This is a genomic window from Shewanella sp. ANA-3 (assembly GCF_000203935.1).
GTDB lineage: Bacteria > Pseudomonadota > Gammaproteobacteria > Enterobacterales > Shewanellaceae > Shewanella.
In genome coordinates, this window is record NC_008577.1 from 4,288,115 (window position 1) to 4,300,974 (window position 12,860).

The window sequence follows — 12,860 nt, forward strand, 5'->3', positions numbered from 1 at the left end:
TGCGTGAGTAACGGCTTAATCTGTCAGGATAAATGATTAAGATTTTGGATCTTTGGGCTGAGTGTCGTTAGGCTCATGCACTTTCGCGTCACAGTCTTTCTCCGTTAATTGATGACTCTCGGGGCGTTTATCGCTCGGATCAGCCTTATGCTCAAAGTCCCCTTCGTACACATTGCCGTCGGAGTGCGTATGTTGCTCGAAGGGATTCTGCCCAAATGGATTCGATTGCGAGCCAGAATGCGGACCAAATGGGCCTGCACCAAAACCGCCGTGCATACCACCCTGTAAACCGGATACCACCCGCAGCTGCATACGCTTAAACACTAAGGCGGCAATCGGGCGGCGCGTTAAGGGTGTGAGTAATAATAGGCCAATAAAATCAGTCACAAAGCCTGGAATAACCAGCAATACCCCCGCCATGGCTAACATCATGCCTTCGACAATTTCCTGCCCAGGCGCCTCACCTCGCGTGAGTTTTTGCTGTACTTGCATCAGCGTGCTCAGCCCTTGGCTACGCACGAGGGACACACCCAATACGGCGGTGAATAATACCAGACCAATGGTGGTCCAAGTGCCGAGCACTTCGCCCACGCGGATTAACACTGACAGTTCGACAACTGGGATCAGCACAAATAATAAAAACAGGATTAAAAACATACCGACCTCAGATTTATCTCGCTTACTTGAAAACTAAATGGGGGCTATCCGGTCTTAATTCAAGTCATTCGGCAGGAGCAGTCTGTAAAGGAGTGAAACTTCTGATATTTAGTTCACTCTTTTGTTACCCAGTTAATGTATGAGACCATAAAAGCACGTAAAGTAGCTTAGCCTAATAGGCTTAAGCGAAGTTTAAGATTGTTAAGGGACGATACCTCACACCATGCAAGCTCAGTATTTAGTGGTCAGCACCAGTTGCCCAGATGAAGTTCAGGCAAAGCGCATCGCCCACGCCTTAGTGGAAGCGCGTATTGCCGCTTGCGTGCATATCTCGGCGCCGATCCGCTCAGTGTATGCATGGGAAGGAAAAATCTGTGAGGAGCAAGAAATTAGCTTACACATTAAATGTTTACAAAGCCGCTATGCCGAGTTAGAACAGCTTGTGCTTCAACTCCACCCTTATCAAGTGCCTGAAATTATTGCCGTACCCGTCACTCACGGGCTACCAGCCTATTTAGATTGGATAAAAGATAACACTCAGCCATGAAAAAACTACTTAGCTTTATCTTCACCGCATTACTGCTGCTTGCGCCCTTAACTCAAAGTAGCAATGCCTTCGCCAATAGCTTCGGTTTTCTAAAAAGTGAGCCAGAGTTAATGCCTGTCGATCAAGCCTTTGCCTTCGATTTTAAGCAGGAAGGCAATAAGGTCACCCTCAATTGGGTCATTGCCGACGGCTACTATATGTATCGGGATAAGCTTAAGTTTAGTGTCAATGGCGCCGAACTTGGCACCATAGATCTGCCAAAGGGCAAACCCCACAACGACGAATATTTCGGTGAGCAAGAGGTGTACTACACCTATATCGATATTCCCGTTGGCCTGAAACAAGCCGATGATAACGGCACCTTAACCGTGACCTTTATGGGCTGCGCCGAGGGTAAACTCTGTTATCCACCGACCAAGCGCGATGTCACCCTAAAAGCTGTCGCGGCCAATGATGGCCAAATCGCGACTGGTACAGACAGCAGCGAAAATTCTGAGTCTGCCGCCACTGCTGACGCTAAGCAAACTAGCAGCGTCCCAAGCCAACCTATTACCCAGCAGGATAGCCTAAGCCAGATGCTGTCTAACGACAGTTTACTCTGGACCTTAGTGATCTTCTTCGGCCTAGGGATTGGTCTGGCGCTCACGCCTTGCGTCTTCCCTATGTACCCGATCCTATCGGGCATTATTGTTGGCCAAGGGCAAAAACTCTCGACCGCTAAGGCCTTTACCCTGTCGATGGCCTATGTGCAGGGTATGGCGATCACCTACTCGATTTTAGGTCTAGTGGTTGCCTCTGCGGGGATGAAATATCAAGCGGCGCTGCAACATCCCGCCGTGCTGATCTTTTTAGCTATCCTGTTCTTTGTACTCAGTTTATCCATGTTTGGCTTGTACGATCTCAAACTGCCTTCAAGCTGGCAGGAGAAGATGAACTCGATTTCAAACAATCAAAAGGGCGGCAATTTAGTTGGCGTGTTTTTGATGGGGGTGATATCGGGATTAGTGGCCTCACCTTGTACAACGGCCCCACTTTCAGGCGCCTTAGTCTATGTGGCGCAAACCGGTGATTTATTGCAAGGTTTCCTCGCGCTCTACGTGCTGAGCATGGGTATGGGTGTGCCGCTACTTATCATTGGTACCTCGGGTGGTAAGTTACTGCCACGCGCTGGCGCTTGGATGAACATCATTAAAACCGTGTTCGGTTTCCTCCTGATTGCCGTATCGATTGTGATGCTTGGCCGTATTTGGACGGGTGTGGTTTCCGATGTGCTCTGGTCACTCTGGGGCATTAGCTTCACCGGTTACCTGATGCACCAAAACAAACTCAGCGCCTTCAACTGGAAACAAACCGTGCGCTCAGTGCTGCTGACACTCACGCTGTTGGCCAGTTTCTCCTACGGTTTCCAAGCGGTCATGGGCCACTTTGGCTTTACCCATGCGCCAATGGGCACTGTGGCGACAACCGAGCAGGAGCACGGCTTTAAACGGATTAAATCTATTGAAGATTTAGACCGTGAAATCGCCGCCGCAACCGCTGCGGGTAAGCCTGTGATGCTGGATCTCTACGCCGATTGGTGTGTGGCCTGTAAAGAGTTTGAGGCCATCACCTTTAAGGACGCCGAAGTGCTAGTGCGGATGAACAAGATAGTGTTATTACAGGCCGACGTGACTAAGAGCGATGCCGTGGATGTGGCACTGCTAGAGAAATACAATGTGCTGGGCCTACCGACGCTGCTGATGTTTAACGAGCAAGGTGAGCAGAGGGAAGATTTAAGAGTGACTGGCTTTATGGGACCGAAGGAATTTGCCGCCCATTTAGATCACTTAGTGAAATAATCTCAGCTAAAACGCCAATTTATCTCTGCGCCGTTTTAGCGTAAAACCAATAAAAAGCGGACTTTTTTCATTAAAAGTCCGCTTTTTTATCACGCTGTCATCGATTTCTTATACAATCCCTGTTTAACGTGGACTTTTTAGATTGGAGCATTATGGAACCGGCTATTCTTATCATTACACTTATCTGCGGCATGCTGGTTAGCCGCATAGGGCTGCCTCCCCTGATCGGCTACTTAGTGGCAGGCTTTGTACTCTTTGTTTTTGGTATTGAGAAAGAAAGCCTGCCCCTGCTGCAAGAACTCGCTAACCTTGGGGTCACCTTATTACTCTTTGCCATTGGTCTTAAACTGGATATTCGCAGCCTCTTTAAGGCCGAAGTCTGGGCCGGGTCGAGCATACATTTAGTGCTCTCTATGGTGCTGTTTATTCCTATCCTCAAAATCTTCGGCTTTATTGGCCTTAGCCAACTCGATGGTTTGGGCATTGCACAACTGTCTTTAATCGCCTTTGCGCTCAGCTTCTCCAGTACGGTATTCGCGATTAAGGTATTGGAAGATAAAGGCGACGTGCAGTCCCTCTATGGCCGTGTCGCCATTGGTATCCTGATTATGCAGGATATTTTTGCCGTCATCTTCTTAACCATTTCTAAGGGCGCTGTTCCATCGGTTTGGGCACTGGCGTTATTGCTGTTACCTCTAGCAAAACCACTGATTTACAAAGCCTTCGACCGTGTTGGTCACGGCGAGCTCTTAGTGTTATTCGGATTAGTGATGGCGCTGGTTGTCGGCGCTTGGTTGTTTGAGTCCGTCGGCCTCAAACCGGATCTTGGCGCGCTTATCATAGGCATTTTACTCGCTGGGCATAAAAAGGCCTCCGAGCTGGCTAAATCCTTGTTCTACTTTAAAGAACTCTTCCTTGTTGCCTTCTTCCTAACCATTGGCCTCAATGGTTTACCTACGGTATCCGATGTGGTGCTCGCGGCCTTATTAGTGCTGTTAGTGCCGTTAAAAATCCTGTTATTCGTCTACCTTCTGACGCGATTTAAACTGCGTTCGCGCACCTCTATGCTGGCCTCATTTAACTTAGGTAACTTCTCTGAGTTCGGCCTTATCGTCGCAGCGGTCGCCACCAGCAAAGGTTGGCTACCACCACAATGGCTGGTGATTATCGCCGTTGCCTTAAGTTTCAGCTTCCTATTTGCCGCGCCACTCAATACGGCAGTGGGGAATATTTACCAACGATTCCAACAACGTCTGGTACGACTCGAGAAGCCACCACTGCACCCAGAAGACAGACCGATTGCCATTGGCAATCCGCGCTTTTTAATCTTAGGTATGGGTCGTATTGGTAGCGGTGCCTACGATGAACTGCGCGCTCGTTTCGACGGTGAAATCCTCGGGATTGAACACAAGCAGGAATTGGTCGATTTACACCGCGCCAATGGCCGCAACGTGGTGCAAGGGGATGCTTCGGACACCGACTTTTGGGAGAAGCTAGATAGAGCACCAAACCTTGAGTTAGTGCTGCTAGCGATGCCACACCATGCGGGGAATCTGTTCGCCGTTGAGCAGCTCAAGAAGCTGAATTATCAAGGCAAACTCAGCGCCATAGTGCAATACGGCGATGATGCCGCGTCACTGAGAAGCTCAGGCGTGCACAGTGTGTATAACTTGTACGAAGCGGCGGGTGCGGGTTTCGTCGACCATGTGGTTCATGAGCTATTGCCAGACTCTGAAACTAAGGCCGATGCCGAAGCTCAGGAAGAGACTCAAAAACAAGGCTCTGCCCTCGCCTAAAAATGGCGTTGCTGAATAGGCTTTAGTTCAGCAGTCACTCATTTTAGTGATGAATAAAACTCATCTTATTTAAGCTAATGTTGGCTCAGGAAAGCAAACCTCCTGAGCCAACTTATTTCTCACCTCAAAATGTTAAAAACAATCAAAATCAAACAATTGCAAGTATGCGATAGAAGTAGATAATTGGTTGCTTGTTCTGTATCGATTTTCCCTGACAAGACTATCGTCTATGCCCTACAAAATCTCAGTTACAACACTGAGTTAGTCGTGATATAAATCGAAGACAAGAACGCAATTTAGCCCAGCTTTTTTGGAAGTCTTCCCAGCATGTCGAACCCTGCGCAGCGCGCCACTAAGTTATTTGTCCAAACCTTTGGCACTAAAGCCGATGATTTATACCAAGCCCCAGGTCGGGTGAATTTGATCGGTGAATATACGGATTACAACGACGGCTTCGTGCTGCCCGCCGCCATTAATTTTCATACGGTTATTGCAGTAAAACGCCGAGAGGACAATAAGTTTCGCGCCGTTGCCGACGCCTTTCCGGGGCAAATCAAGGAATGGAGCTTCGGTAAAGACACTGAAATCAATCCCGAAGATGGTTGGGTCAATTATCTCAAGGGCCTGACGGTAGCCATGGCCAATACTGGCCTTATCGCCAAAGGGTTAGACTTAGCGGTCGTCGGCGATGTGCCATTAGCTGCGGGTCTGTCTTCCTCCGGCGCCTTAGTCGTCGCTTTTGGCACTGCTATCAGCGACAGCAGCCAACTGCATCTGTCTCCTATGGCGGTGGCACAACTCGCTCAGCGTGGTGAATATCGCTATGTCTCATCGGCTTGCAGCATTATGGACCATATGGTCTGCGCCATGGGCGAACCGGATCATGCCTTGCTCATCGATTGTCTGGATCTGGATAGCGAACCTATTGCGATCCCTGAAAACCTTAGCCTGATCATTATCGATGCCCATATCGAGAAACAACGCTTAGCGGCGATAAATCAACAACGCCGCGAAGAATGCGCACAGGCCGCCGACTTTTTTGGCCTCGATGCCCTGCGTCACCTCGACCAGCGTCAGCTCGAAAGTGCTAAAGATCAATTGGATGACACCCTGTATCGCCGTGCCAAACACGTTGTCACCGAAAACAAGCGCACCCAGAGTGCCGCTCGAGCGCTAGAGCAAAATAATCTATCTAAATTCAGTTTGTTAATGGCACAGTCCCATCAATCTCTACGGGATGATTTTGAGGTGACGTTGCCCGAATTTGATACCTTGGTAGACATAGTCAGCCAAGTGATTGGAGAGCGTGGCGGCATTCGCATGACCGACGGTTGTGTTGTCGCCTTAGTGGATCACGAACTCACCGATGCCGTGGTCTCGGCGGTCGAGCATGCATTTTATGAGCAGACCGGAATCGATGCCACTGTGTATCTCTGCTCGGCGAGTGCTGGCGCGGGGCGCATCGACAGCTAGTCCGTCAATCACGCTCTATCCATTCTTCCAGACAAATACCATACGAATTCAACCTTGAATCCTATGGTATTTGTTGTTTTTAAGAGGCAAAATCAAGCGGTTAAATCACATTAGAGGGAAGCTAAATGGTGCGTTTCAGTGTACTAGATCCTTGGACCGATCCCCGCGGCGGTGAAATCGAACGTGTGCGGATAGACAATGGCATCATCGCCTTAGAAGTGCTCAGTTTAGGTGGCATCATTCGCTCACTTTGGACGCCCGATAAACAGGGGCAACGCGCCAATATCGTGCTTGGCTGCGACAGTGCCGAAGATTATCTAACCCAAAACGCCCACCTTGGCGCTATCGCAGGGCGCTTTGCCAACCGTATTGCGATGGGCAAGCTGCAATATCAAGAGCAAGAGTATCAACTGGATATCAATCAGGCCAGCAACTGCTTGCACGGTGGCCGCGAAGGTTTTAATCGAAAGAACTGGCACTTAGGCCAACTTCCCGACGGTGTGCGTTTATCGTTAGTCAGCCCAGATGGGGACATGGGTTTCCCCGGCAATTGCACTGTCCAGTTAGACTATCGCCTCGCCGCCAATAATCTCTATGTGGAAATCCTCGCCTCGGTGGATAAACCCTGCCCCGTCAGTCTGACGCAGCATTCCTACTTCAACCTCGATGGCTTACCAAATAATCATCAGCATCGGATGCAAATCGATGCTACGCGCTACCTCACCATGAATGAGGTGGGCGTGCCTACGGGGATTGCTGAGGTCAAAAACAGTATTTTCGATTTAACTCAGGGCGTTACTTTTGGGGACAAACTCCAAGATCCGGCGCTGGTCCGCACCCAAGGTTATGATCATTGTTATCTGCTGGATAATCCCGATGGCGCGCTGCGCCGCTTTGGCTGCCTATCGAGCCCTGTCAGTGGCCGCGCCATGACTGTCTTTACTAATCAGCCCGGCGTGCAGCTCTACTGCGCTAACTTTTTAGCGGGAACCTTAGGGCGAAACCAGCAAAGTTTGGCTCAGTATCAAGGCGTGTGTATTGAGCCGCAAAAATTGCCTGACTCGCCGAATCAACCCCAATTGGGTGATGACGCTTGGTTAGTACCGGGGAAAATCTACCATCATATCAGCCGCTATCAATTTGATATTGAAGGCTAAAATGAGTGCGTTTTGGGATAAGTTTGTCGAATAAAGGAAGGAAAAGCTGGTAAGGAATAAAGTGGTTTATTCCTTACCCTAACCCAATTTGCACTAGGCAAACTCAGTGTTAATCGTCGAAATCATCGCCCCAATCTTCATCAAAATCGGCGCCAATGGCATCGGTTTCAATTTCAGGCTCAACTTCGGCTTTAGCCTTACGAACAGGGCCTGAATCTTTCACATTGTTCAGGTCGATACGAGCTTGATGCTTACCCATAAATTGAGCTCGAGCTGCTTTCCATGCGCCGCTAAACTTAGCTTCAGCCGCTTTTACCGCTGCATCATCTAAGTCATGTAGGTTCACTTTTACGATGTCTTCTACATACTCAACAATAGCATCACGTTCGGTATTGTAGAGGTAGATTCGTCCAGGGGAAGCCTCTGGCAGCTGGTTGTCATGGACGACAATCGCGGTGCCCTTCGATGTTCTCAGCTCACCATACCAAACCTGTTTCTTTGCTGTGTTATACATATATGCCAATACCCTTAAATCAACACATACACTATGAGTTTTTTAGTCTGAATAAGCGAAGCGTCGCTTGCTTTGATCCACGAATCGCGCCGGAAAGTCTCTGACGTTTTCAACTGGGTATTTTTACAGAATATTTCCGATAATCAATGCCTCATACCATGAAATTTTCACTTATTACGCATTAATTTCGGCCAAAGTCTCTAAAAAATTTTGTCATTAACGACTTTAGTCTAAAAAAACATCACAACAAGTTTTAATTCGGTTGCCCGCCTCCATCAAAGGATTGAGGCGAGTGCGTTTACACAGATGTAGCTAGGCGGGATCACAAGGTTAATACGACTTTGCCTCTATGTTCTCCCGACTGCATCAACGCATGGGCCTTGGCCGCCTCGGCCAGTGGAAAGGTGGCACAGATATGCGGCACGATTTGCTGGCTATCGAGCAAAGGCCAAACACGCTCACGTAATTGCTTGGCAATTTCGGCTTTTGCTGCAACGCTCTGCGGCCTTAAGGTCGACCCTGTCCACACAATACGCTTGGCCATCAACTGCAGAATGCTCACCTCTGCCTTGCCGCTACGTTGGGTCGATACAGACACCATGCGACCATCTAGCGCTAATGCTTGAAGATTCAAGTTGATAAAGTCGCCACCAGCAATATCAAACACCACGTTGACGCCCTTACCTTGGGTAAAGGCCATGACTTCTTCAACGAAGTTCTGGGTGTTGTAATTCACTACCAGATGGGCGCCTAATCCGGCGCAATAGTCGCGCTTGGCATCTTGTCCCGTGGTCGCAATCACTGTCGCGCCAAGGTGCTTAGCAAGGGAAATCGCCGTGCTGCCGATGCCACCCGAACCACCGTGGACCAACACGGTTTCACCCGCCTTGAGTCCCGCGCGCATAAAGAGGTTGCCCCACACAGTGAAAAAGGTTTCGGGCAACGCAGCCGCTTGCACCTCAGAAAAGCCCTTTGGGATAGGTAAACAATGCTCGGCATAGGTTAAGCTGTACTCGCCATAGCCGCCGCCGGGCACTAAGGCGCAAACCTTATCCCCCAGCTGCCATTGGGTTACACCCTCGCCTAAGGCGCAGATCTCCCCCGCGACTTCTAGTCCAATAATCGGCGATGCCCCAGGTGGTGGCGGATACACTCCCATCCTTTGTTTGATATCGGGTCCATTCACCCCGGCGGCGCGGTTACGAATTAAGACTTGGCCTGCACTCGGTACGGGCAATGGCGAGCGTGTCAGCTGCATCACCTCAGGCTCACCGGGCTGCTCAAGATAAATATGCGTGTAATCATGGGGTAATTCGGACATAACGGGCTCCTAGTCGGGTCCTATCGATAGAACAGAATACTGCCGCTAACAAAGCAGTCTACATTGCACGGGTTAGCGGCCATTTCATGCATAGCTGGATATGGGGATAAACGATAATCAAAGCTTTGATCGGGCTAGACTATCCCAAGTTCAAACACTAAAACAGACATGACTCTCAAAGCTTTTCCAACGCTTGTGCTCTAGCCTTGGCCTTAGCTTCGTAATCATTCGTAAAGGATTTAGCCAGTTCAATGCTGTGCTGATAGAACACAAGGGCACGCTCTGGCTCAACGCTGCCACCTTCGCCCGCATCGAGTAGGCTCGCAAGCTGAAAATAGGCACGACCCAACACGTCCCGCTGCATGCCTTGTTTATCACCCTGCGAAACCACTTTTTCGAGCCAGGTACGCGCTTTGTGCGCATCGCGCGTATCGGGTTTTAACAGAATATCCGCATACTCAGCGGCGACATAGAGATCGCGCTCGGCGGCAATCTGCCAAAACTCCTGACTTTGCGCAAAATCCTCGAGCCAATAATAGTAATCACTGGCGGCGCTATGGGCCAAAGCGTGGTCTGCTTGCACACTCAAACGGTAATTGGCTAATGCCGCTGTTGCATCATGGTAGGGCGACCAAGGCAATGCTTGGTACAGCGCCATCATACTTATGGCCTCGGGCACACCTTGATTAACTAAGACATTTAATTGTTCCCAAGCCTTAACTTCCGCGCTTTTTGCTTCGGCAGTATTCAATTTACCACGCAGGATATCCTCAAGTGGTTGACGAATAAGCTCCAGTTTGGCCTCGACATCCCCAAGCCTTGCCGCGCGTTGTAGCCAATAACGGCTTTGCTCAACCTCGCCCGCATAGGCTGCCTGTGATTGCATCCACTGAATAGCAATCAAGTCATCGCCCTCGGCCGCCTCTCGGTAGAATTTGCGCGCTTTTTCTTCATCCTTTGCCAGCGCATTACCTGCCCAATAAATTTGTGCTAACAATCGCTTATCTTCGGCCTTGGTGCTTGTGCTTAAGGTATTGAGCATAGATTCAGGCTTACCATAGGCATAGAGGTGCACATCCCTACGTGGATAACGATACTCAGTGCCATCGGGATAATGAACCGAGATATGCTCGGGCTGTCGCCACACATTCACTTGATAATCAGATAGAATTTCAGGATTAAACTGCACCCGCAGCACGGCCTCTTTATCGAAACGCACCATTTGCGTCACAGTGCTCGACCATAAACGGCTAGTCGACTGCAGATTACTCTTAAGCTTTACCTCAAAGGGGCTGTCGGTCTTAGGGCTGTAAATCACCACAGGGTAATACACGGGATTGAGGCTAAGCGGCAACGCCGCAACCAGATTGGTATCTTCTTCGCTGCCAGCAAGCACTGGCTCGATAGTCAGTTCCTGACTCAAATAAAACCCATCATGGGGTGAGGCTTTAGTCGCGGATTCGCTCGATGTTAATAGCGGTGACGTCTGTAAATATTTGTCTTTTAATGACTTAACCTTTTTCCAGATGGGATGACTTGGCTGCAGGGTAAGGTCGAGGACTAAATCCTCCAACTGCCAATCGCAATCTCCACCGCCTTGCAGGGCTAAAGTCAGGCTGAAAGGCTTGGTATTATCGGTCGTATCGAGGGATTGCCGCAGAAGCGAACTCTTATTCAGCGTAGCGCGATAGGGGTTGGCAATATCACCACTCGGAAAACGGATTTCTTTGCGGGTACACACGGAGGAAGTGTAATAGCCGACTAATTCGAGCTGAGTGTGGGCGGGTAAAGTCCCTGTAAACTCGAAACGCTGCGCTGTTTTGGGCGGTGTAGTTTGGTCGGCGGGCAGTTCCCGCTGCCATAACTTATCCCCAAATCCCACCCAAACGGATACAGAGAGCAACGCGCTTAAGCAGAGGCTTAGCCAAAACAGTTTGGAAATCGAACTCATAATGCCAGCTCTCCATTGCTGATGAGATTAAGTCGCTCTTGCTGTAATGTCCCTGCATCGGTTTTCACCAATGGAACCACCCCTTGAGTTTTCCTACACTTCGCATGCTTGAGCTTGCCACAATCTGGCTAATAACTTCGCGATATCGCTAAAAGCTGGACGGCAAGATAACTCAGGTTGCATACATAGCTCTGTTAACTGTCGCAGTTGAACTCGCAGCGCGCCGGCTCTATCGGCGCCAGCAAAGGGCAATAAATCATCAATCAAGCAGCCTAGGGCCCGCACCTCAATGGCCTGCATGGCACTACGCTCCGATGTAGATAATTTTGCTAAGTTTGAGGCGGCGCCGAAGTCACCGAACAGCAGTGACATTTGCTGATTAATCATCATATTGTGCGCATACACATCACCATGGCTGATATGCTGGGCGTGCATATGCGCGAGAGTCTCAGACAACTGCAAGGCTATCTTAACTATGCCCTTAAGGCTGAATTCGGTCCCCGCCTTAAAGGTGTCGCGGGTGCAGGTTTCAAAGGAAGGCGGTAAGCCTAAGTTATAAAATCCTTGGGGAATTAACGCCATCACTAGCCCGAGCTGATCCTTCTGGCTGATATGCGCTAAGACCTTGATAAGATTTGGGTGCTCACCCGTGGTTAAACAACAATCCAGCTCATCTGCTGGATAACCGTCACTGGTCACCTCCCCCTTAAATAACTTCACCGCGATCTGCTCAGTCCCCGTGGCGGCAACCATCGCAGGATTTAACCAACGCCCCTGATAAATAATACCCGAGGCGCCCTCACCCAATTTGTCACCGAGGGCAATATCCGCTAATGACACATTGGGTACACTGGCCACATCGGCATGGGGGTCGACTAGCGTATGGCTAAAGGGATTGCCCGCAAACGCCAGCCAAGTGAGTTTAGGCAGCTTAAGCAACCAATTCGGCAGCGCGGCTAAAGCATTTGCCGATAAACGCACTAGCTCTAGGTTATGGCATTGGGCCATGGATGCTGGTAGCGAGGTTAAGCGATTGCCCGCTAAGGCTAATTTTTGCAGGCGATACAACTGCCCCATACGTGCGGGCAAGGCGGTTATTTGGTTATCCGTTAAGATCAACCAGCGGGTATGCAAGGGCAATGACGCCTCAGGAACCGAACGAATTTGATTCGCCTTAAAGCCAATCATCTCCAGTTTGGGGCACTGACCTAACACTTCTGGCAACACTTCAAAGCGGTTATTGGAAGCAAACAAGATCTTCAACTGGGTTAAGCGATGCAAATCTTCAGGCAGTGAACAGAGCTGGTTATTGGATAAGTCGAGGATCTCAAGGGTATCGGCTAAATCGAAGATCTCCCGCGGAAACTCGGTTAAATTCTCAACCAACTGTAAACGGGTAACCCCTTGTAATTGTCCCGCTTTTAACTGCGCTAACGTCTGCACTCTCTCATCCACTGCAATAAAAAACCGCCGCTATCTTAGCGTATTTAGCGCCAAAGCTAAACGTAACTAACGCGGTCAAATTTTAAGCAAAGCTATTCACAAATGCGAAAACAGATTAGCATGTGCCAAATCATGGAATACCAAGTCATCACAGATTACAGGA

The 12,860-nt window shown here is 49.5% G+C and carries 10 protein-coding genes; 5 read left to right on the plus strand and 5 right to left on the minus strand.

The genetic code is table 11. The annotated features are described in order from the left end of the window. Positions 1-36 precede the first annotated feature (36 nt). On the minus strand, positions 37-657 hold the full coding sequence (locus SHEWANA3_RS18685; RefSeq protein WP_011718354.1) for an FxsA family protein: 621 nt from the start codon (positions 655-657) through the stop codon (positions 37-39). Between the two features lie 223 nt (positions 658-880). Between SHEWANA3_RS18685 and cutA the strand changes: the two genes are divergently transcribed. The 5 genes from cutA (at position 881) to SHEWANA3_RS18710 (ending at position 7,468) form a co-directional block, all read left to right on the plus strand. Further along, a complete protein-coding gene (gene cutA, locus SHEWANA3_RS18690) occupies positions 881-1,204 on the plus strand; it encodes a divalent-cation tolerance protein CutA (RefSeq protein ID WP_011718355.1) in 324 nt (107 codons plus the stop codon). After that, positions 1,201-3,042 (plus strand): protein-disulfide reductase DsbD, encoded by a 1,842-nt coding sequence (locus SHEWANA3_RS18695; RefSeq protein WP_011718356.1) that lies wholly within the window; start codon positions 1,201-1,203, stop codon positions 3,040-3,042. The genes cutA and SHEWANA3_RS18695 overlap by 4 nt, the downstream gene beginning before the upstream one ends. A gap of 152 nt (positions 3,043-3,194) precedes the next feature. Further along, a complete protein-coding gene (locus SHEWANA3_RS18700; protein WP_011718357.1) occupies positions 3,195-4,838 on the plus strand; it encodes a cation:proton antiporter family protein in 1,644 nt (547 codons plus the stop codon). A 327-nt stretch (positions 4,839-5,165) separates the two neighbouring features. Beyond that, a complete protein-coding gene (gene galK, locus SHEWANA3_RS18705; protein ID WP_011718358.1) occupies positions 5,166-6,311 on the plus strand; it encodes a galactokinase in 1,146 nt (381 codons plus the stop codon). A 125-nt stretch (positions 6,312-6,436) separates the two neighbouring features. Next, positions 6,437-7,468, plus strand: coding sequence for an aldose epimerase family protein (locus SHEWANA3_RS18710; RefSeq protein ID WP_011718359.1), 1,032 nt, complete (start codon positions 6,437-6,439; stop codon positions 7,466-7,468). A gap of 109 nt (positions 7,469-7,577) precedes the next feature. Here the strand turns inward: SHEWANA3_RS18710 and SHEWANA3_RS18715 are convergent, their stop codons facing one another. From SHEWANA3_RS18715 to SHEWANA3_RS18730, 4 genes are all read right to left on the minus strand, one after another. After that, positions 7,578-7,982, minus strand: a complete 405-nt coding sequence (locus SHEWANA3_RS18715) for a hypothetical protein (protein WP_011718360.1) — start codon at positions 7,980-7,982, stop codon at positions 7,578-7,580. 322 nt (positions 7,983-8,304) lie between these two features. Then, positions 8,305-9,303, minus strand: coding sequence for an NAD(P)H-quinone oxidoreductase (locus SHEWANA3_RS18720; RefSeq protein ID WP_011718361.1), 999 nt, complete (start codon positions 9,301-9,303; stop codon positions 8,305-8,307). Between the two features lie 175 nt (positions 9,304-9,478). Further along, positions 9,479-11,254, minus strand: a complete 1,776-nt coding sequence (locus SHEWANA3_RS18725; RefSeq protein WP_011718362.1) for a sel1 repeat family protein — start codon at positions 11,252-11,254, stop codon at positions 9,479-9,481. Positions 11,255-11,347: 93 nt separating this feature from the next. Further along, positions 11,348-12,697 carry a leucine-rich repeat-containing protein kinase family protein gene (locus SHEWANA3_RS18730; protein ID WP_041412807.1) on the minus strand — a complete coding sequence of 450 codons (1,350 nt, stop codon included), beginning with the start codon at positions 12,695-12,697 and terminating at the stop codon, positions 11,348-11,350. Positions 12,698-12,860: the final 163 nt, after the last annotated feature.